At 67.2% G+C, this 25,323-nt stretch carries 17 protein-coding genes; 9 read left to right on the top strand and 8 right to left on the bottom strand.

Translation table 11 applies throughout. From position 1 onward, the window contains the following. Positions 1-32: 32 nt before the first annotated feature. The 6 genes from AB0O76_RS35820 to eccCa all read right to left on the bottom strand — a co-directional run bounded on the left by AB0O76_RS35820 (position 33) and on the right by eccCa (position 12,502). The gene (locus AB0O76_RS35820) at positions 33-263 is read right to left on the bottom strand and encodes a hypothetical protein (protein WP_365500357.1); all 231 of its coding nucleotides are present in this window, start codon (positions 261-263) and stop codon (positions 33-35) included. Positions 264-2,277: 2,014 nt separating this feature from the next. Next, complete coding sequence (locus tag AB0O76_RS35815) at positions 2,278-6,987, bottom strand: putative T7SS-secreted protein (RefSeq protein ID WP_365500355.1); 4,710 nt, start codon at positions 6,985-6,987, stop codon at positions 2,278-2,280. Next, positions 6,987-7,613 carry a hypothetical protein gene (locus tag AB0O76_RS35810; RefSeq protein ID WP_365500352.1) on the bottom strand — a complete coding sequence of 209 codons (627 nt, stop codon included), beginning with the start codon at positions 7,611-7,613 and terminating at the stop codon, positions 6,987-6,989. The genes AB0O76_RS35815 and AB0O76_RS35810 overlap by 1 nt, the downstream gene beginning before the upstream one ends. After that, positions 7,610-8,083, bottom strand: a complete 474-nt coding sequence (locus AB0O76_RS35805; RefSeq protein ID WP_365500576.1) for a hypothetical protein — start codon at positions 8,081-8,083, stop codon at positions 7,610-7,612. Before AB0O76_RS35805 ends, AB0O76_RS35810 begins: the two co-directional genes overlap by 4 nt. A 48-nt stretch (positions 8,084-8,131) precedes the next feature. Next, positions 8,132-8,431 carry a DUF397 domain-containing protein gene (locus AB0O76_RS35800; RefSeq protein WP_365500349.1) on the bottom strand — a complete coding sequence of 100 codons (300 nt, stop codon included), beginning with the start codon at positions 8,429-8,431 and terminating at the stop codon, positions 8,132-8,134. Between the two features lie 93 nt (positions 8,432-8,524). Beyond that, positions 8,525-12,502 (bottom strand): type VII secretion protein EccCa, encoded by a 3,978-nt coding sequence (eccCa, locus tag AB0O76_RS35795; RefSeq protein WP_365500346.1) that lies wholly within the window; start codon positions 12,500-12,502, stop codon positions 8,525-8,527. Between the two features lie 385 nt (positions 12,503-12,887). On the opposite strand from eccCa, the gene eccD reads away from it, so the two are divergent. The 6 genes from eccD (at position 12,888) to AB0O76_RS35765 (ending at position 20,222) form a co-directional block, all read left to right on the top strand. Continuing rightward, positions 12,888-14,414: a type VII secretion integral membrane protein EccD gene (eccD, locus tag AB0O76_RS35790; RefSeq protein WP_365500343.1), complete on the top strand. Its 1,527-nt coding sequence runs from the start codon at positions 12,888-12,890 to the stop codon at positions 14,412-14,414. Between the two features lie 218 nt (positions 14,415-14,632). After that, positions 14,633-14,920: a 30S ribosomal protein S15 gene (gene rpsO, locus AB0O76_RS35785; RefSeq protein WP_007385095.1), complete on the top strand. Its 288-nt coding sequence runs from the start codon at positions 14,633-14,635 to the stop codon at positions 14,918-14,920. 443 nt (positions 14,921-15,363) lie between these two features. Continuing rightward, the gene (locus tag AB0O76_RS35780; protein ID WP_365500340.1) at positions 15,364-17,580 is read left to right on the top strand and encodes a polyribonucleotide nucleotidyltransferase; all 2,217 of its coding nucleotides are present in this window, start codon (positions 15,364-15,366) and stop codon (positions 17,578-17,580) included. Beyond that, positions 17,577-18,956 (top strand): pitrilysin family protein, encoded by a 1,380-nt coding sequence (locus tag AB0O76_RS35775; protein ID WP_365500337.1) that lies wholly within the window; start codon positions 17,577-17,579, stop codon positions 18,954-18,956. Before AB0O76_RS35780 ends, AB0O76_RS35775 begins: the two co-directional genes overlap by 4 nt. 30 nt (positions 18,957-18,986) lie before the next feature. Beyond that, positions 18,987-19,739 (top strand): 4-hydroxy-tetrahydrodipicolinate reductase, encoded by a 753-nt coding sequence (gene dapB, locus AB0O76_RS35770; RefSeq protein ID WP_365500334.1) that lies wholly within the window; start codon positions 18,987-18,989, stop codon positions 19,737-19,739. 30 nt (positions 19,740-19,769) lie between these two features. Further along, positions 19,770-20,222: a hypothetical protein gene (locus AB0O76_RS35765; protein ID WP_365500332.1), complete on the top strand. Its 453-nt coding sequence runs from the start codon at positions 19,770-19,772 to the stop codon at positions 20,220-20,222. Between the two features lie 4 nt (positions 20,223-20,226). Here the strand turns inward: AB0O76_RS35765 and AB0O76_RS35760 are convergent, their stop codons facing one another. Further along, positions 20,227-20,787, bottom strand: a complete 561-nt coding sequence (locus AB0O76_RS35760; protein ID WP_365500329.1) for a hypothetical protein — start codon at positions 20,785-20,787, stop codon at positions 20,227-20,229. 109 nt (positions 20,788-20,896) lie between these two features. After that, positions 20,897-21,136 (bottom strand): hypothetical protein, encoded by a 240-nt coding sequence (locus AB0O76_RS35755; RefSeq protein ID WP_365500326.1) that lies wholly within the window; start codon positions 21,134-21,136, stop codon positions 20,897-20,899. A 212-nt stretch (positions 21,137-21,348) separates the two neighbouring features. Between AB0O76_RS35755 and thyX the strand changes: the two genes are divergently transcribed. The 3 genes from thyX to AB0O76_RS35740 all read left to right on the top strand — a co-directional run bounded on the left by thyX (position 21,349) and on the right by AB0O76_RS35740 (position 25,002). Continuing rightward, the gene (gene thyX, locus AB0O76_RS35750; RefSeq protein WP_360780723.1) at positions 21,349-22,089 is read left to right on the top strand and encodes an FAD-dependent thymidylate synthase; all 741 of its coding nucleotides are present in this window, start codon (positions 21,349-21,351) and stop codon (positions 22,087-22,089) included. 190 nt (positions 22,090-22,279) lie between these two features. After that, positions 22,280-23,179 carry a 4-hydroxy-tetrahydrodipicolinate synthase gene (gene dapA, locus AB0O76_RS35745; protein WP_365500323.1) on the top strand — a complete coding sequence of 300 codons (900 nt, stop codon included), beginning with the start codon at positions 22,280-22,282 and terminating at the stop codon, positions 23,177-23,179. Positions 23,180-23,316: 137 nt separating this feature from the next. Continuing rightward, positions 23,317-25,002 (top strand): ribonuclease J, encoded by a 1,686-nt coding sequence (locus AB0O76_RS35740; RefSeq protein ID WP_365500320.1) that lies wholly within the window; start codon positions 23,317-23,319, stop codon positions 25,000-25,002. Positions 25,003-25,323: the final 321 nt, after the last annotated feature.

Here is a 25,323-nt window from a genome sequence, read left to right as displayed (position 1 = left end):
GAAGTGAGGTCCAGCCGAAGGGTTCCGCCCGTTCACTTCCTCCGGTTGCTCTGTCGGAACGGGATGTTGATCCGAGGGCTGCCCGGCTCCAACATGAGAATTCGGCGGGCGTCGAGCATCTCTGCGTACCAGCCGTCGAACTGCTCGTCGTCGAAGTGCAGGCAGCGCCTGACGATGTAGCTCGCGGAAAGGTCCTGCGAGGAGCGGTGTGAGCGTGCTGCATTCTGGTCCGCAAGGATGATAGCGGCCTCTTCCTGCCGCAAGTTGCAGCAACGGACGCCGAGCCCCAGCGGGCCATCGTCAATGCGTGGCCCAGATCCCCGGCGTCGGTGGAGGTGACGTACCTGTTCTCCTCGAGGATGCCGTCGGCCCGCATGGATGCGTCGTATTGGGCGATGCGGCCGGTCATCTGGCTTCAGCTGTGAGTGCTGGCCCCTTCTGGGAACGGGAGTTGGCCCCAGCGGCGTGAGTCCGGAGCTGGCGCCCACTGCGGCGGTGGTGGTGGGCCGAACGGCATCCTTCTGCCTACCGGGGTTCAGGCCAGATTTTGCTGGAATACCTTGAGGGAGTGTGCCTCATGAGGACGCTCTATTCGGTGCCACGCATCGGTCCGAATCGCGACGGTGTGTGATGGTCTCCCCGGTCCTCGTGCCAATGGCAGCTGGCCGCCTGAACGTACCCATCTCCATCATTCAATAGAAAGAGGGCGCCCGTTAGCTGGTTTACCCCATGACGTGTGAGGAAGTCGGCACCTTCTTTTTCATTCAGCTGTGTGATCTTGAGTTCTTGATAGGTGGCCTGCAGTTTCATCAATTCTACTGCTGGAAAGACGACATCGATACGAGTGTCATGGAGTCGGGGATGGCAGCTTCTCAGGAGCAATACAGAGTGCGAGACCGAGTACTGCCAGACTTGAAACTGTCGATGCCAGACGGCAATATGATGCAATTCAATTCCCAGGCATGGGTCAAGCCAGTTGCTCTGGCGCCTTTATCTTCTGTCCATTTTCGTAGAAATCGATACTATCTCAGCTTCGATCGCCGAGCCGAACGGCCTTTCTGGCGTGCCAACAAACGGTTGGTTCAGCCTACTTGGAGTCTCTCTGTGGCGTGCCGCAGTTGCTCGGTCGTACGTACCGTGAGGCTTAATGTCATCGCGCGCTCGTCTCGTCACGTGCAAGAGCGCTCCGTGATGTCAGGCGATGTCTACCCAGAGGGGGTCGATCAAGTGGTCGAGTGCGTCGTCGTAGAGGTAGCTGTCCCACCTTTGCCTATCGTGAGAACATTTGCATCCAATGGAGGATTTTCGATAGGTAAAGGTCGGCGAGGAACATGTGATATCCATCCCCATCCAGTTTCACGCTGACCATGTTGAGTGTGCCTCCGGAGTGGTTTTCGAGGAAGGATACAAGCGCTGCAGTTTGAGTCTGTAGAGGGGATCCATCCTCGGTTCTCGCAAGCCTGCGACGGTACGTGTGCAGCAGGCTGTTCCGTGAGACCTCTCCGGTCTCAATAGAGACAACTTCTTGCATCGTGCCAAGGAGATCCTGAGGGCACCTGGCCTCACCCACTGCTGCGGTGATGAGCTCCGTCAGTTTGCGCTGATCCATTGTCCTTCGTTAAAGCTCACTTCCGCACCTCCTGCGGGACGTCGGATCAAGGCATCTCCTCGCAGTGTCCCCCTAGTGGCTCGGCCACGCCACGCTGGGCGTCTTAATGCAAGCTGAGCTCCGTGAGACGCTTGCGCAGGAAAACAGCTGTTCGGCATAGCGTCCGAAGCGCAGAAAATCTCCGGTCTCGGCGGTAATTCCGTAGCTCCTCGAACCTGTCGGGTTGGTCCTCTGCTTTCTGAGTTTAAGGTTCGTGAGGCATTGGGAGACTCCGTAGCCAGGCGCGATAATAGGCATCTTGCTCGGCAACTGTACCGACTTTCTCCAGATCTGCGGCGGCGAATGTCTCTACGACAGCTGCCATATCGGTGACTTGCCTACCCATCTCCCTAATGGTCACTTTGTGGCCACCTCCCATCTGGATCGCCATACCGGAGGGGTAGCAGTCTCTTCTTGCGCCGTTGCAACAGATACGTACTCCGTCCGGCTCGCACTCGTTGCGGATTTCAGTCAAGCACTCCCACAAGTTCGCGCCACGCGATTCATACACCGTGCCATCGGGGCGAGAAATCTTAACCTGAGCCTCGTCGGAGGTGAGATTCCATTCCAGGATGGAATCGAAGAGTGCGGGGCCCCCAGGTCCGGGCGCGAAGATTTTAATGCTAGCCTTAATTGTCACGAATGTACACCAACAATTCGTCGTCCAATTCCCAATATTCGTCTAGTTTCCACGCTCGAGTGATCCTATCGAATGGGATGTGCGTCTTGAACGCTATCTCCCTCTCGTGAGGACTTGGATTTAGTGGTCCAAGTTCATTGTTGACGTTTATTCCACCTGGCGGCGACTCGATCTCGTAAATGAAACCTCCAGGTCTACTGAAGAGCAGTGCACTAGCCTCGGATCGTGACGTTGAGATGAAGTCACTCGCTACGTGATTCACAACATAATCATAGAGTGATGCATTGCTGCCCGGTAGAATGGAATTAAATCCGCCCGAATGTCGGATCTCGTCCACAGATCTCGTGTCGCCTCGGTATAGGATTTCGCCCTCTCGGGGGCATGCATCAGGGGCGAGTCCGAGGCGATCAGTGCCGACACTGGGGTTCCTGACGTAAGCGACAGGATTGGGGGCTGGGTCCAGTCCCAACGGGTCGGGGCTGAGGTAGCGGGCGGTTTCGGGGTCGTAGTGGCGAAAATAGTTGTAGTGGAGCCCTGTTTCGGGATCGAAGTACTGGCCAGGAAAGCGCAGGGGAGTGTAAGCCGTGCTGTCTGCAATCCAAGCTGTACTGCCCCATAGCGTGCGTTGCGTCCGCCAGGCGATTTCGCCCTGCTCGTCTACGAGTTCGCTCGGAGTACCGACAAGGTCGGTCACGATGGCGAAGAAGCGGGTGTCTATCTCGTCCTGGGGTGTTTCAGCTGCCGTGATGCGCTCGGTTTGGGCGATCGGGCGAGCGCCCCGGTAGTCCCAGGTGAGGGTGACCGGGTTCGGCAACTCCGGGGATGTGGTGGTTTGTTCGCAGAGTGTGGTGCCATCCCACGTGAAGTCGACTTGTTCGGTGACGGCCGAGCCGTCACCCGTGAGGCGTTGTTTGGCGACGCGGCGGCCGAGTGGGTCGTACTGGTAACGCCACAGCGTCCCGTCAGGGGTGACCACCGATGTGAGGCGATCCTCCGCGTCCCATGTGTAGCGCCACGTATCGGCTTTGCGTGAGAGGCGCATCTTCTGGCGCATGACGATGCGGCCCAGAGCGTCGTGTTCGTAGCGGACATTGCCTGCGCGCGTGATCCGGGTGCCGGAGTAGACGCGCGGCCCCGTCGCCTCCTGCCCAGGATGCCCGGCAGGCCAGGACGCCTCCGTCTGGTTGCCCGCCTCGTCGTAGGCGTACGTCTCCGTCCAGTTCGCCGCATGGACCGCCGTGACCCGGCCCGCCGCGTCCAGGTCGAAGCTCCGGGCACCCGACAGTTGATCGTCGATGCCGATCAGATTGCCGTCCGCGCGGTAGGAGTACGCCCGGTGCTGGATCGATCGGCCGCCCGACGCGGTGACCGACTGAGTGGTGAGTCTGCCCAGTTCGTCGAAGGCGTGGTCCAGAGTGACGGAGTCGCCGATGTGGCGGGTGAGTTCGTGCCCCGCGGCGTCGTAGGCGAAATCGATGCTGCGGCCCGACGTGACCAGCCGACTGCGGCGGCCCGCCGCGTCGTACGACCACGTGCTCGTCGCCCCGGTGGGGGTGATCCTGCCGGTACGGCGGCCCAGTTCGTCGTACGTGAAGGTGAGCTTGCGGCCGTTGACCGTCTCGGATCTGAGCCGGCCGAAACGGTCGCGCAGGAGGGTGAGGGTTGTGTCCGGGCTTGTCGCCTGGGCGAGTTGGTCCGTCAGGTCGTACGCGAACGCCGTGACCGTGCCGGCCGCGTCCTTCCGCGTAACTTGCCCAAGGGCGTTGCGCTCGAAGGAGATGGTCTGGCCGGTGCCGTTCGTGCGGGACGTCAGGTGGCCTGCGCTGTCGTGGGTGTAGGTCAGCGTCCGGTCGTCGAAGTCCGTCTCCGATGTCAGGCGGCCTGCCGGGTCGTAGGCGTAACTCCACGTCAGGCCTTGGGGGTTGGCGACCTGGGTGAGTCTTAGTTCCTTGTCGTGGGAGAACTCGTAGCGCACGCCGTCCGCGCCTGTGCGGGCGGACAGCAGGTCGAAATGGGTGTACTCGTACGTCGAGACTGCGCCCATCGCGTCCGTGTGGGTTGTGCAGTTGCCCTCTCCGTCGTACGTCCATGATTCCGTCGACCCGTCCGGAGCGGTCCGGCGGGCGAGCCGTCCCTCGACCGTCCACTTCAGGCGGGTCGTCGCACCCAACGCGTCCGTGATTCCGACAGGTCTGCCGAAGGCGTCTCGTTCGTAGTGGGTCACCGCTCCGAGAGGGTCGGTGATCATGATCGGGAGGCCGGTCCGGTCGCAGCGGACATGCGTCGTGGCACCCAGCGGGTTGACGACGGCGGTGACGTGTCCTGCCTCGTCGTACGTGAAGTGTGTCGTCCTGCCTGCCGGGTCGGTGACCGACGTGCGGTTGCCCCGCTCGTCGTACGACTGCCGCCAGGTCGTGCCGTCCGGACTCGTCACCTGCACGGGCAACCCGAGGGCGTTGTACTCGGCCTTCGACTCGCGACCGTCGGCCCGCGTGACTCCCACCAGGTTGCCCGCGTCGTCGTAGCGGAAGGACGTGGTGTGGCCGAGTGGGTCCGTGCGTGACAGCAGTCTGTTGTGGCGGTCCCGTTCGTAGTGCGTGACCGCGCCTAGTGGGTCGACATCCGTGACGACCTGCCAGGCCTTGTTGATCAGGAAGCGGCGGGTGTGCCCCTCGCCCGTCGTGGTCGTCGTTGCCCGGAGGCCGGTCGTCGGGTCCATGTCGTCGTAGGCGAGCCGCAGGCTCATGTGGCCCTCGGAGCCGCCCTCGGCTATGCAGCGGTCTTCGTCGTCGTACGCGTAGGTGTAGGCGCGGTCGTTCGTGTCGGTCCACGACGTGACACGGCCCGTTTCGTCGTAGGTGAAGCGCAGGGGCACGCCGGAGGAGTTGATCACCTCGGAGAGGTGGCCCTCGGCGTCGTAGCCGTACCGGATCAGCTCTTGATCCGTGGCATCAGCAGCCGCGTCCGCCAGGTGCAGCGCCGTGACGCGGCTGCCGTCCGTGGTCAGTTTCAGGTGGTAGCCGCCGCTGTGCACCACCGACTGGGGTGCACCCTCGGCGTCGTACTCGAAAGTGAGCCAGTTGCCGTTGCGGTCGTCGATCTGTTCCAGGACCGCCAGGTCAGGGCCGCTGTCGGTGAAGTGCCACCGTCGCAGCGTGGCCGGATCGGAGACCGTGTAGCCGTCCTCCTCGCGGTCCAGCGGCCAGCGCGGGCCCCGGATCGGCAAGGTCGGCAGACCCGGCGCCGGATGCGGGTAGGAGAGCAGCAGGCCGTCCTCGGTCACGAAGATGACGCCCTCGGCATCGATCTCCAGGCGCTGGTCGACCGTGGAGGACCAGGAAGGGCCGAACCATCGCCCCAGGTGGTATCCCGACTCCACACGCCGCTTGAAGACGAGGGGCAGGGCGCCCGGGAGTGCCACGTCGGTCTGCGGCAGGTACATCTTCCCGGTCGCAAGGTCGACCGGGTCCGTGCCCTTGCTCATCCGGGAGTCGTCAGGACGCCCGTGCTGCGCGGGATCGTCCCCCACAGCCTCACGCGCCCCGCGCTGCGTTCCCGACTCGGCGGCCTCCTTCGCCCCCTGCCGGACCCCCGACCGCACTCCGCCCTTCGCGAGGCCCATTCCCCTGGACCCCACCGCCTCCGGCAGCAGCCTGCCGCCGAACTCGGCGGGGTCTTCCTTGAAGCTTTCGTACCCGGCCTTCACCGCACGGTCGGGGTGCGTGGCCGTGGACGCGAGACCGCTCAGCGTCATGCTCAGGTTCTGCAGGTATGCCGCCGGGTGCGTGATGTTGTACGGGTCAACCGGGTTCAGGCCGCGTACGAAATTGACCAGGCCGCCCGTCCCTTTGAGAGCTCCGCCCATGACGTGGGTGAGCTCTGTGTTGACCGACTTGAGGCCGTCCAAGGAGTTGGACTTCAGCCGGTCAAGCGGCGGTGGCTCGGCAGGAGCGTGTGTGAGGGCGGCCTTGACCGTGGCCGCGGCGAGTTGGCCCGCTTCGTTGCGCTGGCGGCGCGCCTCGGCGAGTATCTCGTGGGCCCGCGCCACATCGGCCTTGCCCGGGTCCTTGAAGGGTTCAGGGCGAGGGCCCGGATCCTTGTCCGCCTTGATGGCCGCGTTGTACGCGTCGGCACGCTTGTTGTACGCCTCCACCGCCGTGTCGGAGGCGCTCTTGCCCTTCTTGTACAGGTAGATGGCGTCCTGAGCCTGGCCCTGAGCCCACTTGACCGCGTCCGCGTACCTGTCCAGAGCTTGGCCCGCGTGCTCGCAGGCGTCCGCCGCGTGCAGCCACTTGGTGGGATGCACGGCGAACTTCTCGCGGAAGGTGTTGGCGGCCTCGCCTCTCCAGTGGGAGGAGTCGAGGCGGCGCATGCCCCTGCCGACCTTGTCGAAGGCCTTGTGGAAGTCCGTGAGGTGCCGCGCGCTCGCGCGGATCTTGCCCGGACTGCCGTGGATCAGGTCACCGGGGTGGTCGGACTCGCCGAGCTGCTGCTCGTCGACGTTCGCACCCAGCTTGGACGCGGCGCTGGCACCGACAGATTTGACTGCGTCCGCCGCGCCCTCGGCTCCGATGTGGTCGAGGCCGTCCGCGAGCTGTTCGCTGCCCCACTCGATGCCCTCGCCGGTGACCTTCTTCGTCGCGTCCCAGCCGTCCTCCAGCTTGCCGAGTCCGGAGTCGACTATGTCGCCTATGCCCATCAGTCGCGCTCTCCGCTTTCGGCCCTTTCCTCGGGCGAGGGGCCGAAGGCCTCGTCGAGCAGGAACTCGTACTCTTCGTCGCTCATGCCGGCGGTCCGCTGGACGGCTCCACTGCCGAGCATGTCCGAGGTGAGGGCATCGCGGCCGGCGTCCTGCCAGCCCTGCTTCATGTTCTCCCCGGCCTTGTCGAACGACTCCTCGCTGTAGTCCGGGTCGGCGAAGGCGTGGCGGTCGTTCAGCTCGTCCCAGCTCATGCCGGTGACCTCGTCCTCGGTGGCGTACGGGTTGCCGCCAAGGGAGTTCGAGACCACCTTCAGCGAGCCGTCCACGTACACGTCCGTCTCGTGCAGTGTCCCCGCCGCGAGGCCCACCCCCTCGGCGAAGTCGTTCCCTTCATTGACCAGGGAACGCACGCCCCATTGCCATCGCTCGACGAAGGAATCGAATGCGCCGAGCAAGCCAGGATGTCCCAGCTCCATCCCGGAGAGGGCGAGGTCCTCGAAGCCCCGGCCCTCCCCGGCCGCACCGATCGGGCCGAGTTCCCTGAGCTCTTCCAAGGTCAGGGTGATTCCCTGCGCGATGAGATCGAGGCCGCCCGCCTGGAGGTCCTTTTGGTCACCACTCACCGCTGGGACCCCCTGTCAGCCTCTCTGTTCCCATCCCTGCCCACATCCCCGTCCGCGTCCCCGTTCAAGTTCTCATCCACCGCCGCCCCGTCCGGTACGACTCCCACCACAGGCGGGAGCAGCACCTCGTCGCCCTCGCTCCCCACGTCCAGCGCCACACCGCAGGGCACGCCTGCGGCCGGGACGGAGGCGTCCAACACGCGTGCACCGAGGACTCGTTGGTAGCCCCACACACGCTCCGCCTCGCCCCGCGCGAACGCAAACCGTGCAAGAGCCTCCTCGTCGGAGAACGCCAAGATCCACCGCACTCCGTTGAAGTCGACCGTCAACGGCGACGCGTCGTCCCCGCCGAGCGGCAACAGCACAGCCGTACGCCGGAATTCACCCAGCAGCGTCGAGAACTCCCGGCGGATCCGGGCGGCGTCACCGACGGCGACGGGTCGGCGGTTCGCCCCCGCAGCGGGGCTCACGACGGTCTGGTCGGCGAGGTCCGCGAGCCGGGAGCGTCTCACCGGCCGCTACTCCGACGCCACGCCGCCATTGCGCGGCGAAGGCTCCAGGTCGAACTCCCCGTCCCGAGCCCCCAGTACGAAGGCGCGCCACTCCGCCTCCGTGTACCGCAGCACGGTGTCCGGATCGAGGGAGGACCGCATTGCCACGGCGCCCTCGGGAAGATACGCGATCTCCACGCGCTCCTCGTGCTCCTCCGTGCCTGGGGCGCTCTGCCACTCGACGCCAGAGATGTCGAGGGCGTAGAGCTCCTCCTTCTCGCGTTCCTTGCGTGCCTTTTCCTGCGCGTCGTTGCGTGCATCGGTCATGGCGGAGGGATCCCTTCAGGCCGTACGAAAGAGCTGTGAGCTCACATTACTTGGGGGCTTCGCGGCTGTTCACGGCTTCCGAAGCCGTCACCCTCAGTACTCCCCACCCACCAACCCCGTCTGTACCAACGGCTTCCCCCGCCGCCGCGACACAAAGGTCCCGCGCCCCACCGGCATCGGCCGCGGCCGCACCCCACCCAGAATGTCGCCCTCACCGGGATCCCCGGCGAGCACGACGCCCTGCGCCCCCAGCTCCAGCATCCGCTGCATGAACGGCTCGTACGCCGCCCGGCCCGCACCCGCCGTCGACCGCGCGATGATGAAGCGGACGCCCACATCCCGCGCGAACGGCAACAGTTCGGTGAGCCCACCCAACGGATTTCCGCTGGACGTCGACACCAGGTCGTAGTCGTCGACGATCACGTACACCGTCGGGCCCCGCCACCAGCTGCGCTCCCGGAGCTGCTGAGCGGTGACGTCGGCCGTGGGCGTGCGGCGTTGCATCAGGTCGGCCAGGGCCGTCATGTGATGGTCCATGGCATTGGACATGGGGATGTACTCGGCCAGGTGCGAGGCCGGGGTCACGTCGAGGAGGGAGCGGCGGTTGTCGACCACGAAGAGTTTGCAGTCTTCGCCGCTGTAGCGCTCCGTCAGCCGCTTGATGAGCAGCCGCAGCAGGTTCGACTTGCCGGACTCGCTCTCGCCGAAGACGAGGAAGAAGGGGTCCTGCTCGAAGTCCACGAAGACCGGTTCGAGGTTGGTCTCGTCGAGGGCGAAGGACACACCCCGCTTCGGGAAGACGTTGCCAGGCGGGAGCTGTTCGGAGGGCAGTTCCCTCGGCAGCAGGCGGACCTCCGGTGCGCCCGGCTCCGTCCAGTGGCGGGACACCTCAGCGGTCAGGGTGGACGTGGCCTCAGCGAGGCTCGTGTCGGACGACAGGCCGTCGATGCGCGGGACCGCCGCCATGAAGTGCTGCTTCTGCGGGGACTGGCCCCGGCCGGGCACCCCTGCGGGGACGTTGGCGGCGGCCTTGCGGTCGATCTCTGAATCCATCGTGTCGCCGAGACGCAGTTCGAGACGGTTCATGAGGTGGTCCTTGAGGTTCGCGCGGACCTCCATCGACCTCGATGCGGTGAGGATCAGGTGGATGCCGTAGCCGAGGCCGCGTGCCGCGATGTCCAGGACCGCCGGTTCCAACCCCTCGTACTCCGTACGGAAGTTGCCCCATCCGTCGATGATCAGGAAGACGTCGCCCCAGGGCTGGTCGGCCACCGTGATGTCACCGCGCGCCCTGCGCGCCCGGAAGTCCGCGATCGACGGGATGCCGGACGTACGGAAGTACTCCTCGCGGCGCGTCATCACGCCGTACACCTCGGCTACCGTGCGCCGAACCCGCTCGGGGTCGAGACGCGAGGCGACCCCGCCGACGTGGGGGAGCCCTGCCACGGACGCCATTCCGCCGCCGCCGAAGTCCAGCCCATAGAGCTGTACTTCGTACGGAGTGTGGGTGAGGGCGAAGGATGCCATCAGCGAGCGCAGCAGCGTCGACTTTCCGGACTGCGGTCCACCGACGATCTGCATGTGGCCGGCCGCGCCCGAGAAGTCGCACCACAGTGCGTCACGCCGCTGCTCGTACGGCTTGTCGACCAGGCCGAGGGGAACGACGAGCCGCCCTGCTCCTTCGTAACCGGGCTGCGTGAGCCCACGCCCTGGCACGGCCGTGAGCCCTGGAAGAAGCGCGTCCAGGGAAGGCGGGCTGTCCAGCGGCGGCAGCCACACCTGATGGGCCGCCGGGCCCTGAGCCTCCAGACGGCGCACGATGACATCGAGAACGGTGTCGGCCAGCGCGTCGTCCGGGTCCGTTGCCGACTGCGTGCGCGGCTCCGGTACAGGTGGCGCGGCGGCATAGCGCACGGGGACCTCGGCCGCCGTGAACAGCACCGGACGGCGATCGACGGGCCGCGGTCCACCCAGCGCCGCTGCCTGCGCGGAGCCCGAGCGATACACCCCGGAGACGTACGCCGCCTTGAAGCGCACCATCTCGTCCGTGCCGTATTTCAGATATCCGGAGCCGGGGACGTTCGGCAGCTGATAGGCGTCCGGCACGCCGAGCGCCGCGCGTGACTCTGCCGCGGAGAACGTACGCAGACCGACGCGGTACGAAAGATACGTCTCCAGGCCGCGCAGTCGGCCCTCCTCCAGGCGCTGCGACGCCAGCAGCAGATGCACGCCGAGCGAGCGGCCGATGCGGCCGATCTGCACGAACATCTCGATGAAGTCGGGCTTGGAGGTGAGCAGTTCGCTGAACTCGTCGATGACCAGGACCAGAGAGGGGATCGGCTGGAGCGGGGCGCCGGCCGCGCGCGCCTTCTCGTAGTCATGGATGTTCGCGTAGTTGCCCGAGTCGCGCAGCAGCTCCTGGCGCCGGTTGAGCTCGCCGCGGATGGAGTCGCCCATGCGGTCGACCAGCGTCAGGTCGTCCGCCAGGTTGGTGATCACGGCGGCGACATGCGGCATCTGCGCCATGCCCGCGAAGGTCGCACCGCCCTTGAAGTCGGCGAGGACGAAGTTCAGGCTCTCGGAGGAGTGGGTCACGGCGAGGCCGAGGACCAGCGTGCGCAGCAGCTCCGACTTGCCGGAACCGGTGGCTCCCACGCACAACCCGTGCGGGCCCATGCCCTCCTGAGCCGCTTCCTTGAGGTCCAGCATCACGGGGCGGCCGTCCTCGCCGACACCGATCGGCACACGCAACCGCTCTGCCTGAGCGCGTGGGCGCCATGTCCGGGCCGTGTCGACGGAGTTCGCGTCCCCCAGGTTCAGCAGATCCGTGAACTCCAGATTGGCCAGGAGCGGCTCGTCGTCGTCACCGCCCGATGCCACACGCAGCGGCGCCAGTTGACGGGCAAGCGCCTCGGCGGCCTCGTAGGAGAGGAGATCGGGCGTGCCCTCGTACACCAGGCCGTGCCCGGACTCGATCCGCAGCGACTTCGGCTGCACGACGATGGACAATCCGCCGCGCCCGCCGCTCAGTTCACCCGGCACGACCTCCACGACCGTCACGCCCTGCAGGCCCTCGGCGGAGGCGAGCACCGACATGGGAGGCAGCGACAGACCATCGAGTACGACGACGATGTGGGGTTCGTCCGGCATATGAGCCCCGCCGGGGTGGAAGCGGGGGCGCCCCTGCAGCCGGGGGGCGAGCATGGCCTCGAGCTCCATCGGGTCGCCGGTGATCATCCGCCGACTGCCCGCACCGTCCGCGGCGCCCTGCGTCTGGCAGTGCGGGAGCCACTTGGACCACTCCCACTCCGGAGCGGCCGTCTGCCCCGCCGCGACCGCGATCACCAGGTCCTGGGGGGAGTGCAGCGAGGCGAGAGAGCAGGTCAGCGCGCGGGCGGCTGCCCGCACCGTGCTGGGGTCACCGCTGACCGTCACGTGGTAGAAGGCCCGCAGGGACACCGCCATCGGCAGGTCCTCCAGCGTGCTGTGCGTGGCCAGGAAGCGCTGCATCGCGCCCGCGGTGAGCGGCTCCAGCTCGTCCACCGCAGCGGTCTGCGGCGGGACGAGCGGCGTGGCGAGCGCCTGCGGGCCGAGCCCGACGCGCACCTGCCCGAAATCCTCGTCGCCCGTACGGCGTTCCCATACCCGGCTGCCCTCGGCGACCAGGGCCCACAACTGCTCGGGGGACGGGTGGAGGTAGTACTGCGCGTCGCGCTGCGCCTTCGCGGTGTCCAGGGCCTGCCGCCGGGTCTGCTTCAGGTACCGGAGGTAGTCGCGCCGCATGTCGGCCAACTGCCCCTGCGTCCCGCGCCGGTAGCGGATCAGCATCGCTACGGACATGGCCACCGTCGAAGCGACCATCACCATGCCCATGATCTTCATGAACGGATGCGAACTCGGCATGAAGAAGAACACCACGGAGCCGCCCATGCCCAGCATGGGAAGGAGCTGCATCATCGCGCCCTCTTGCTGCCCACGCGGCAGCTCGGGCGGCGGCTGGAGCACGACCTCTTCAGTGGGTACCTGAGACGGCAGAGCCCGAGGTGGGCGCTTCACGACGATGTGGCTCACTACGCACCAATTCCCCTACAGGGCCGACGTGTTCCGTCCGCCGCCCCGTTTCAGGCGGACGCAGGCCGCTGTGTGATCCTACTGATACAGGTGGTGACCGGTCGGCGGTAGGGTGCCGCATGTGCGCGTGAGCACCTGCTAATCCGGCCGAAGAGGGGTTCGGGCAACTGGCCGATGAATCGGGGCATTTAGCGGTATGTGGTGAGGGCGGCCCCCAAGAACCAGCCAGCCGGGGCTGATTGCGCCGCGACACACCGTGCGATGCGGCACAGTCGGCGGACACACCGCGTACGCAAACCCAGCACCACTCATGACCGCGTACACAACACCAGCACCACTGATGACATCGCCATCAGGACCACCAGCACCGAGGGGGAGCAGCAAGGTGAGCATGACGGCCTCCGCGACGGCCACCGGATCGGGCCGCCCCGGCCAGGGAACCCCTTCGGGACCCCCCTCCGGGACCGGCACGGGATTCGGCTTCTGCCGGGTCACCATCGTCGCGCCCGACAGCCGGATCGACGTGGCGCTGCCCGACGACATCCCGGTCGCCGACATCTACCCGGAGATCCTGCGCCTCTCCCGGCAGAGCCCCGCCGAAGGCGCCCCCGTCGGCTACCACCTCGTCCGCCGTGACGGCGCCGTGCTCGACAGCGCCCGCTCCTTCGCGGCACAGCGCATCCTCGACGGTGAGCTCCTCACCCTGCGTCCGTTCTCGGAATCGTTGCCGCCCGCCGTCTTCGACGATGTGTCCGAGGCCGTCGCCTCCGCGGTGACGCGGGATCGCACGCTGTGGAACGGCGACCTGACGCGGGTGGCGGGGCTCATCGGCGGCGCCGTCCTGCCCGCCCTCATCGCCTTCGTGGCCTGGACGGCGGAGCCCCGCCACGACATGCACAGCCTTCCGGGCATCCTCGCCGCCGTCGCGGGTCTGCTGCTGCTCACCCTCGCCTGCGTGCGCGCGCGGATCTACGACGACCGGGCCTCGGCCATTGCACTGGGCCTCGGCGCTCTGCCGAACGTGGCCGTGGCCGGCTCCGGGCTGCTGCCCCTGGCCGAGGGCCAGGGCATCGGCAGGCTCCAGTTCCTGCTCGCCTGCACGGCCGTGCTCATCGCCTCGGTGATCCTCACCCTGGTGTCGCCGCGCGGGGACGGCCCGTTCGTCGCCTTCGTCTTCGCCTCCGCCGTCGGCCTGCTCACGGTGTTCATCGCAACGCTCAGCAACCTGGACCCGATCGAGACCGCGGCGCTCTGCGCCCCGCTGGCCGTGGGGGCCCTCGCCTTCTTGCCGGGTCTTTCCATGCGGTTCGCCCGGCTCCCCATCGGCTTTGAGTCCCCGCACGCCGCGCGCAGCGAGTTCGGAGCGGAGCCGGAGCCGCAGGAACCGATCGACGCCGAACGCATCGCCGCCCAGGCCCGCCGCGGTCACGAACTGCTCTGCGGCCTGGTGGGCGGCTGCGCCCTGGTATCCGTAGGGGCCGCGGCGGTACTCGGCTTCTCCGACGACGTATGGGGGCAGCTGCTGGCCCTCGCCACCGGCATCGCGATGCTGATGCGCGCCCAGCTCTTCCGCTACACGGCACAGGTAGCCGCCACCCTGGCCGCAGGCCTCGGGGCACTGGTGCTACTCGGACTCGGCCTCTGCCTCAACCCGCCGCGCGCGCTGATGCGCGATGCCCTGCTCGGCGACAGTGCGGCTCTCAATGTCCGTACACTCTGGCTGATCGCGGCGATCGCGGCCGCTTCCGCACTGGTCACCGCCGTAGGGCTGATCACATCGCGCCGGGGAGTCACTCCCTTCTGGGGCCGCTTCACGGAGATCGCCGAAGGCTTCGTCCTGCTGACGCTGGTCCCGCTGGCCCTGGCCGTCTTCGACGTCTACGCGGCGGCTCGGGCGATGACCGGCAAGTGAACCCACCCCTGGGTCAGCCCCCGCACGCCGACTGGTACCCTGTGTAACGGCCGTACGTGTACGCGCCCCCGGACCCCCTCGATCAAGAGTCTGACCAAGACCCTGACCGAGGACCTGGAGGCAGCGCCCAGCGGACCTCGCCTCCCGAGTAACGGAAGCTCCCCTGAGACTTAGACCAGGGGCACTCGGTGGCCACGTAAAGACTACGAGGAGTAAGCGTGTCGCTCGACGCCGCTACGAAGAAGCAGATCATGACCGAGTTCGGCCAGAAGGAGGGCGACACCGGCTCCCCCGAGGTCCAGGTCGCCATGCTCTCCCGCCGCATCTCGGACCTGACCGAGCACCTCAAGACCCACAAGCACGACCACCACTCCCGTCGTGGTCTGCTGATCCTGGTCGGTCAGCGCCGCCGTCTGCTGCAGTACCTGGCCAAGAAGGACATCCAGCGCTTCCGTGCGCTGGTGGACCGTCTGGGCATCCGTCGCGGTGCGGCGGGCGCGAAGTAAGACATCGTGAAGGGAGCGGTTCCCACGCAAGAGGGGGCCGCTCCCTTTGCCGTATGCAAGCGTGTCGTACGTGATGTACGCACGCCCCGCATGCTCTACGTGCGAAACATGCGAAGTGTCACCGGCCCTTTGTAGTCTGGTCGCACAACGTCATACGCACACCCATACCGGACTGGGCAGAATCGGACTGCACGGTTCAAAGACGTAACGGCGTCGCACGAGGCGACGAGACGACGTCACACGAACGAGGAGAAGCGCACCTCGAGGAACGCCGCCGCCGGTCCTCGGTAGTGGCCCCCGGGGTACAGCGAAAACTCGACCATCGAGCAATCGCGTACGGCCCGGAGGCTTCGATCGAAGACCGGCCCGCACCAGAAGGGCGCTTCTCCGCCACCGTCCCCGTGCCACACGGGCCAAGGGACGAAGACGAGGAGAAAACGCTAGTGGAGAACGAGACCCACTACGCCGAGGCTGTTATCGACAACGGCACTTTCGGCACCCGCACCATCCGCTTCGAGACGGGCCGCCTGGCCAAGCAGGCCGCAGGCTCCGCCGTCGCGTACCTGGACGACGACACCATGGTGCTGTCGGCCACCTCCGCTTCCAAGCGGCCCAAGGACCAGCTCGACTTCTTCCCCCTCACGGTGGACGTCGAGGAGCGGCAGTACGCCGCCGGCAAGATCCCCGGTTCGTTCTTCCGTCGTGAGGGTCGCCCCTCCGAGGACGCGGTCCTGACCTGCCGCCTGATCGACCGCCCGCTGCGTCCTTCTTTTAAGAAGGGCCTGCGCAACGAGATCCAGATCGTCGAGACGATCATGGCGCTCAACCCCGACCACCTGTACGACGTGGTCGCGATCAACGCCGCCTCCTGCTCGACGCAGCTGGCCGGCCTGCCCTTCTCGGGCCCGATCGGCGGCACGCGCGTGGCGCTCATCAAGGGCCAGTGGGTCGCCTTCCCGACGCACACCGAGCTCGAGGACGCCGTCTTCGACATGGTCGTCGCCGGTCGCGTCCTGGAGGACGGCGACGTCGCGATCATGATGGTCGAGGCCGAGGCCACCGAGAAGACCATCGAGCTCGTCAAGGGCGGCGCCGAGGCGCCGACCGAAGAGGTCGTGGCCGCCGGCCTCGAGGCCGCGAAGCCCTTCATCAAGGTCCTCTGCAAGGCCCAGTCGGACCTCGCCGCCAAGGCCGCCAAGCCCACCGGCGAGTTCCCGGTCTTCCTGGACTACGAGGACGACGTCCTTGAGGCGCTCACCGCCGCCGTGAAGTCGGAGCTCTCCCAGGCGCTGACCATCGCCGGCAAGCAGGAGCGCGAGGCCGAGCTCGACCGCGTCAAGGAGATCGCCGGCGAGAAGCTGCTCCCGCAGTTCGAGGGCCGCGAGAAGGAGATCTCCGGTGCCTACCGCGCGCTGACCAAGAAGCTGGTCCGCGAGCGCGTCATCAAGGACAAGGTCCGCATCGACGGCCGTGGCGTCACGGACATCCGTACGCTCGCCGCCGAGGTCGAGGCCATCCCGCGCGTGCACGGCTCGGCGCTGTTCGAGCGTGGCGAGACCCAGATCCTGGGCGTCACCACCCTCAACATGCTCCGCATGGAGCAGCAGCTCGACACCCTTTCCCCGGTGACGCGCAAGCGCTACATGCACAACTACAACTTCCCGCCGTACTCGGTCGGCGAGACCGGCCGCGTCGGTTCGCCGAAGCGCCGCGAGATCGGCCACGGCGCGCTCGCCGAGCGCGCGATCGTGCCGGTCCTGCCGTCGCGCGAGGAGTTCCCCTACGCGATCCGTCAGGTCTCCGAGGCCCTCGGGTCGAATGGCTCGACGTCCATGGGTTCGGTCTGTGCCTCCACGATGTCGCTGCTGAACGCCGGTGTGCCGCTGAAGGCCGCCGTCGCCGGTATCGCCATGGGGCTCATTTCCCAGGAGATCGACGGTCAGACGCACTACGTCGCCCTCACCGACATCCTCGGTGCGGAGGACGCGTTCGGTGACATGGACTTCAAGGTCGCCGGTACGAAGCAGTTCGTGACCGCGCTGCAGCTCGACACCAAGCTCGACGGCATCCCCGCCTCGGTCCTGGCCGCCGCGCTGAAGCAGGCCCGTGACGCGCGTCTGCACATCCTCGACGTGATGAACGAGGCGATCGACGTTCCGGACGAGATGTCCCCGAACGCGCCGCGCATCATCACCGTCAAGATCCCGGTGGACAAGATCGGTGAGGTCATCGGCCCGAAGGGCAAGATGATCAACCAGATCCAGGAGGACACCGGCGCCGACATCACGATCGAGGACGACGGCACCATCTACATCGGTGCCGCCGACGGCCCGGCCGCCGAGGCCGCCCGCGCCACGATCAACGGCATCGCCAACCCGACCATGCCGGAGGTCGGCGAGCGCTACCTGGGCACCGTCGTGAAGACGACGACCTTCGGTGCGTTCGTGTCCCTGCTCCCGGGCAAGGACGGTCTGCTGCACATCTCGCAGATCCGCAAGCTCGCCGGCGGCAAGCGCGTGGAGAACGTCGAGGACGTCCTCGGTGTGGGCCAGAAGGTCCAGGTCGAGATCGCCGAGATCGACTCCCGCGGCAAGCTCTCCCTCATCCCCGTCATCGAGGGCGAAGAGGGCGACGACCAGAAGGACGACACCGACAAGTGACGTCGCGTAGCACCACGACGACGGCCCGCCCCTCTTCGGAGGGGCGGGCCGTCGCCCGTACCCAAACCCTCCTCAAGGGCAAGGACGGCATCGGCACGGTCCGCCGTACGACGCTGCCGGGCGGCCTCCGCGTCGTCACCGAGACCCTGCCCTCCGTACGCTCGGCGACCTTCGGGATCTGGGCGAACGTCGGCTCCCGCGACGAGACGCCGTCCCTGAACGGCGCCACGCACTACTTGGAGCACCTGCTCTTCAAGGGCACCAAGAAGCGCAGCGCGCTCGACATCTCGGCCGCGCTCGACGCGGTCGGCGGCGAGATGAACGCCTTCACGGCGAAGGAGTACACGTGCTACTACGCGCGCGTGCTCGACACCGACCTGCCGCTGGCCATCGACGTCGTCTGCGACATGCTGACGGGCTCCCTGATCCTCCAGGAGGACGTCGACGCCGAGCGGGGCGTGATCCTCGAAGAGATCGCGATGACCGAGGACGACCCGGGCGACTGCGTGCACGACCTGTTCGCGCACACGATGCTCGGCGACACCCCCCTCGGCCGCCCGGTCCTCGGCACCGAGGAGACGATCAACGCCCTCACCGCCGACCGGATCCGCCGCTTCTACAAGAAGCACTACGACCCCACGCGTCTGGTGGTCGCCGCCGCGGGCAACATCGACCACAACAAGGTCGTACGCCAGGTCCGCGCCGCCTTCGACAAGGCGGGCGCCCTCCACCGCACCGACGCCACGCCGGTCATCCCGCGCCAGGGCTCCCGCGCGCTGCGCACGGCGGGCCGCGTCGAGGTCATCAACCGCAAGACCGAGCAGGCCCACGTCATCCTCGGCATGCCGGGCCTGGCCCGCACCGACGAGCGCCGCTGGGCCCTCGGCGTCCTGAACACCGCGCTCGGCGGCGGCATGTCGTCCCGCCTCTTCCAGGAGGTCAGGGAGAAGCGCGGCCTGGCGTACAGCGTGTACTCGTACACGTCGGGCTTCGCCGACACCGGCCTCTTCGGCGTGTACGCGGGCTGTCGCCCGAGCCAGGTGCACGACGTACTGAAGATCTGCCGCGACGAACTCGACCAGGTCGCGCAGAACGGCCTGAGCGACGACGAGATCAGCCGAGCGATCGGCCAGCTCGCGGGCTCCACCGTCCTCGGCCTCGAGGACACCGGCGCGCTGATGAACCGCATCGGCAAGAGCGAGCTGTGCTGGGGCGAGCAGATGTCGGTCGACGACATGCTGGCCAAGATCGCGGCGGTCACCCCGGACGAGGTCCGTGAGGTCGCCCGCGACGTCCTGGGCCACCGCCCGTCGCTGTCGGCCATCGGCCCGCTGAAGGACAAGCAGGCCGCCCGCCTGCACGAAGCGGTCTCCTAACTCCCTTAACTCCCTTAAGGAATCAGGCACATGAGCAAGTTGCGCGTGGCGGTCATCGGGGCCAAGGGCCGGATCGGCTCCGAGGCCGTGCGAGCCGTCGAAGCCGCCGACGACATGGAACTGGTCGCCGCACTCGGCCGCGGCGACCAGCTGGAGACGCTGGTGGAGACCGGCGCCCAGGTCGTGGTCGAACTGACCCATCCCGACGCGGTGATGGGCAATCTCGAGTTCTGCGTACGCCACGGAATCCACTCCGTGGTCGGTACGACGGGCTGGACCGACGACCGCCTCGCGCAGCTGAAGACTTGGCTGGCCGCGTCTCCGGAGACGGGTGTCCTGATCGCCCCGAACTTCTCCATCGGCGCGGTCCTCACCATGAAGTTCGCGCAGATCGCGGCGCCGTACTTCGAGTCCGTCGAGGTCGTCGAGCTGCACCACCCGAACAAGGCCGACGCCCCCAGCGGCACGGCCCAGCGCACCGCCCAGCTCATCGCGGCGGCGCGAGCGGAGGCGGGCAGCGCCCCGCAGCCGGACGCCACGGTGACGGCGCTGGAGGGTGCCCGCGGCGCGGACGTCGACGGCGTTCCGGTGCACTCGGTGCGGCTGCGCGGTCTCCTGGCCCACCAGGAGGTCCTGCTCGGCGGCGAGGGCGAGACCCTCACCATCCGGCACGACTCGCTGCACCACAGCAGCTTCATGCCGGGCATCCTGCTCGGCGTACGCCGTGTGGTGAACACTCCGGGCCTCACGTTCGGCCTGGAACACTTCCTTGACCTGAACTGACGCGAGCTGAACCGAGTTGAACTGACCGTCATGCGAGCAAAGATCACTTACGCCGTCACGGCTGCCGTCCTGGTCGTCTATTTCGTCCTGGTCGGCAGCCGCGGCGTGCTCCTGATAAAGCACGGCACCGCGCTCACCGTCACCTTCGGTGTCGCGGTCCTGATCCTGCCGGTCATCGGCGTCTGGTTCCTCTGGAAGAACACCCAGTTCGTCCAGCGCGCCAACCGTCTGGCCGCCGACCTTGAGGCCGAAGGCGGCCTCCCCGTCGACGAGTTGAAGCGCACCCCGGGCGGTCGCATCGACCGCGACTCGGCCGACGAGGTCTTCGCCAGGCGCAAGGCCGAGACCGAGGACTCACCGGACGACTGGCGCTGCTGGTTCCGCCTCGCCGTCGCCTACCACGACGCCCGGGACACGCCCCGCGCGCGCAAGGCGATGCAGCGCGCGATCGCCCTCCACGCGGGCAGGCCCGCCAGCGCCTAGTGCCTCAGGCCGTGCGGCGGTACTCGTCGGCCCACACCTCGATGGAGTCGGCCGCCCGGTCGAAGGCCTCGTGCCGGGCGAGGAAGTCGGCGTTGCGGTCGGTGAGCAACGGCAGCTGCCCGTCGGCCTGTTGATCCCGGCGTACGAGGACGAGTGCCTGCCCCTGCACGGTGCGTGGCAGCCCCATCCACCGCACGGGCTGCTGCGTCGTACGCACCGTCACGACCTGCGCCCACGACACGGTCTGCGTCGTCAGGAACGCCACGCGACGCAGCCCGTGGGCGCTCACCCACGTGCCCATGCGCAGCAGCCGCAGCGCGCTCGCGATGATGGCAGCCGCGAGCCCCGCACAGACCGCCGCCCCCGCGAGGGAGTCGGCGAACGCGATGATCACGGCGGCGACCAGGACGTACGAGGCGAGCAGCAGAAGCAGCGCCGCGGCCCCCACCCGCCACGGTCCCGGCCGGTAGGGACGCCGCCAGTGGTCGCGATCGTCGAACGGCAGGGCAGCGTCTTCCGCTGCCTCGTCAAAGGCGCGGTCCGCCGTCAGGAAGGGCAGGGGCACGACTGTTCCTCACTCAATCCACGCATGGGCTGTGCCCGGTGAGGCTACCGAGCCCCGCTGTCGCCAGCCACCCTTGGGGGTCCGGATGAGTCAGGGGCGCCGACGCCCGTCAGCGGCCGTCGGAGGCTTCCGACTGCTGGTTCTGCGCCGGCGACTGGTCGGGCGACAGGGCGGGCATGCCGAAGAGCATCGACCCCACGAGCCCGGCCACCACGACGAGTCCGACCAGGGTGCGGCCCACTATCTGACTGGCCGAGGCGCGCTCGCGGGGTGGGGGAGTGACATTGCTGCGGAACTGGTCGGCTTCGGCGATGAAGGCGAACGGAACGGGCTCGCGCCGACGGAACATGGGTTGCGCTTCTCCTCACACGGATCACACACGGGGCTCACGCGAATCGAACGTGACTCTGTTGACTAGACAGACGCTCGAATCGCCCAAAAGGTGCCCTGCTTCGGCAAATTGGTCGAAGAATCTCGTAGCGGGTCACCAAGAGACCGATTGTCAGTGCCGGGCCATAGAGTGGGCGCCGCCCGAGTGATGCACATGGAAGGACCCCGCCAGTGAGCGAGACCCCCACCGAAGACCTCAAGCCCAGTTTCCGCAGCGAGGTCACCGTCGAGCTGGTGAAGCACGCCGCGACCGACTCCGACGTCCTGTGGGCCGCCCGTGTCTCGACCGCCGGCGAGCAGTCCCTCGAAGAGCTCCAGAAGGACCCGGAGCGCTCCAAGGGCCTGATCAACTACCTGATGCGGGACCGCCACGGCAGCCCCTTCGAGCACAACTCGATGACGTTCTTCATCAGCGCCCCGATCTTCGTCTTCCGCGAGTTCATGCGGCACCGCGTGGGCTGGTCGTACAACGAAGAGTCGGGTCGCTACAGGGAGCTCCAGCCGACGTTCTACGTCCCGGACGCCTCCCGCAAGCTGGTCCAGGAGGGCCGCCCCGGCAAGTACGTCTTCGTGGAGGGCACCCAGGCCCAGCAGGAGCTCACGGGCCGCGTCATGGAGGACTCCTACCGCCAGGCGTACGAGGCGTATCAGCAGATGCTCGCCGCGGGCGTCGCCCGCGAAGTCGCCCGCGCGGTCCTGCCGGTCGGCCTGTTCTCGTCGATGTACGCGACGTGCAACGCCCGTTCCCTGATGCACTTCCTCGGCCTGCGCACCCAGCACGAGCTCGCCAAGGTCCCGTCCTTCCCGCAGCGGGAGATCGAGATGGTCGGCGAGAAGATGGAGGAGCAGTGGGCCCGGCTGATGCCGCTCACCCACGCGGCCTTCAACAAGAACGGGCGTGTGGCTCCGTAAGGCACTGATGTACGGATGAGCCGAGTGAGGTGTCCGCATTGCGGCATTTCGAGAAGTTCATCTAGCCTGATCAAACGGACCCGGCACTGCTTGAACCCCCGAGCAGGCAGTGCCGGGCTCCTCACTTGTCAGGTCCGCACACATCCCCCGAGGGGGGACCACGCGCTGAGCAGCGAGTAGCGTGTTACCCATGGCTCCGACCTCCACTCCGCAGACCCCCTTCGGGAGGGTCCTCACTGCCATGGTCACGCCCTTTACGGCGGACGGCGCACTCGACCTCGACGGCGCGCAGCGGCTCGCCGTCCACCTGGTGGACGCAGGCAATGACGGCCTCGTCATCAACGGGACCACCGGCGAGTCCCCCACCACCAGCAACGCGGAGAAAGCCGAGCTCGTACGAGCCGTAGTGGAAGCAGTCGGAGACCGCGCCCACATCGTCGCGGGCGTCGGCACGAACGACACCCGCCACAGCATCGAGCTCGCCCGCGACGCTGAGCGGGTTGGCGCGGACGGCCTCCTCACGGTCACGCCGTACTACAACAAGCCCCCGCAGGAGGGCCTGCTCCGGCACTTCACCGCGATCGCGGACAGCACTGACCTGCCGGTGATGCTCTACGACATCCCCGGACGCAGCGGCGTACCGATCAACACCGAGACGATCGTCCGCCTCGCCGAGCACCCCCGGATCGTCGCCAACAAGGACGCCAAGGGCGACCTGGGCCGCGCCAGCTGGGCCATCGCCCGCTCCGGCCTCGCCTGGTACTCCGGCGACGACATGCTCAACCTTCCGCTGCTCTCCGTCGGCGCCTGCGGCTTCGTCTCCGTCGTCAGCCACGTCGTCACGCCGGAACTGCGCGCGATGATCGACGCGTACTCCACGGGTGACGTGCAGAAGGCCACCGAGATCCACCAGAAGCTGCTCCCGGTCTTCACGGGCATGTTCCGTACCCAGGGCGTGATCACCACCAAGGCGGCGCTCACCCTGCAGGGCCGCCCCGCGGGCCCGCTGCGGCTGCCCCTCGTCGAGCTGTCCCCCGACGAGACGGCCCAGCTCAAGATCGACCTCGCTGCGGGCGGGGTACAGCTCTAGCCACAGACTTCACAACTGAATACGCGAAACACCGCAGGCACACAGCGCCTGCACCCACACAGACAACTGCTACTGCACGAACGTCATGCGCGCCACGTGCCCTACAGGTACGTGGCGCGTGTGGTGAGGAGAGTCTTTTGAGTCATCCGCATCCTGAACTCGGCGCCCCGCCGAAGCTCCCGAAGGGCGGCCTGCGGGTCACCCCGCTCGGCGGCCTCGGTGAGATCGGCCGCAACATGACCGTCTTCGAGTACAACGGTCGCCTGCTGATCGTCGACTGCGGAGTGCTCTTCCCCGAGGAGGAGCAGCCCGGAATCGACCTGATCCTGCCGGACTTCACGTCCATCAGAGACCGCCTCGACGACATCGACGGCATCGTGCTCACGCACGGCCACGAGGACCACATCGGCGGTGTCCCGTATCTCCTGCGCGAGAAGCCGGACATCCCGCTGATCGGCTCCAAGCTGACCCTCGCGCTGATCGAGGCGAAGCTCCAGGAGCACCGCATCCGTCCGTACACGCTGGAGGTCGCCGAGGGCGACCGCGAGCGCCTCGGCCCGTTCGACTGCGAATTCATCGCGGTCAACCACTCCATCCCCGACGCCCTGGCCGTCGCCGTCCGCACCCCCGCGGGCATGGTCGTCGCCACCGGCGACTTCAAGATGGACCAGCTGCCGATGGACGGCCGCCTCACCGACCTGCACGCGTTCGCGCGGCTGAGCGAGGAGGGCATCGACCTCCTCCTCTCCGACTCGACGAACGCCGAGGTCCCGGGCTTCGTCCCGCCGGAGCGCGACATCTCGAACGTGATCCGGGGCGTCTTCGCCGGCGCCCAGAAGCGGATCATCGTCGCGAGCTTCGCCAGCCACGTCCACCGCATCCAGCAGATCCTGGACGCGGCCCACGAATACGGCCGCAGGGTTGCCTTCGTCGGCCGCTCGATGGTCCGCAACATGGGCATCGCCCGGGACCTCGGCTACCTGAAGGTCCCGCCGGGCCTGGTGGTGGACGTCAAGACGCTGGACGACCTCCCGGACAACGAGGTCGTGCTCGTCTGCACGGGCTCGCAGGGCGAGCCGATGGCCGCCCTCTCCCGGATGGCCAACCGCGACCACCAGATCCGCATCGTCCAGGGCGACACGGTGATCCTGGCGTCGTCGCTCATCCCGGGCAACGAGAACGCGGTGTACCGCGTGATCAACGGCCTGACCCGCTGGGGCGCCAACGTCGTCCACAAGGGCAACGCGAAGGTGCACGTCTCCGGCCACGCCTCGGCCGGCGAGCTGCTGTACTTCTACAACATCTGCAAGCCCAAGAACTTGATGCCGGTCCACGGCGAATGGCGCCATCTGCGTGCCAACGCCGAGCTAGGCGCCCTCACCGGCGTCCCGCACGACCGCATCGTGATCGCCGAGGACGGCGTGGTCGTCGACCTCGTCGAGGGCAAGGCGAAGATCGTCGGCAAGGTCCAGGCGGGATACGTCTATGTGGACGGCCTCTCCGTCGGCGACGTCACCGAGTCCTCCCTCAAGGACCGCAGGATCCTCGGGGACGAGGGCATCATCTCGGTCTTCGTGGTGGTGGACTCCAGCACCGGCAAGATCACCGGGGGCCCGCACATCCAGGCCCGCGGCTCCGGCATCGACGACTCGGCGTTCACGGCAGTCATCCCGAGGGTCCAGGAGGTCCTCGAGAAGTCGGCCCAGGACGGCGTCGTAGAGCCCCACCAGCTGCAGCAACTCATCCGCCGCACGCTGGGCAAGTGGGTCTCGGACAACTACCGTCGGCGTCCGATGATCCTGCCCGTGGTGGTCGAGGTCTGACCTGACACCGCGTGAACTCCGGAGCGGGGCGCCTCGATTTGCATCGGGGCGCCCCGCTCCAGTACGTTTACGTCTCCGCCTGAACGGGAAGCCCCCGGCGCTCACGCGCTCGGAGCAACACACCGAATGGGGCGGGGAATTCCGACTCAGAATCTCTGATAAAGTCGGAACCGCCGGAAAGGGAAACGCGAAAGGCCGAGAGGCCGGAGCGGAAACCTGAAAGGCGCCGAGGAAATCGGACACGAAAGAGTCTGATAGAGTCGGAAACGCAAGAACGAAACACCGAAGGGAAGCGCCCGGAGGAAAGCCCGAGAGGGTGAG

The organism is Streptomyces sp. NPDC086554 (assembly GCF_040686095.1).
GTDB lineage: Bacteria > Actinomycetota > Actinomycetes > Streptomycetales > Streptomycetaceae > Streptomyces.
The sequence above is the reverse complement of the archived record's forward strand: the minus strand, read 5'-3'. Positions and strand labels throughout refer to the sequence as shown.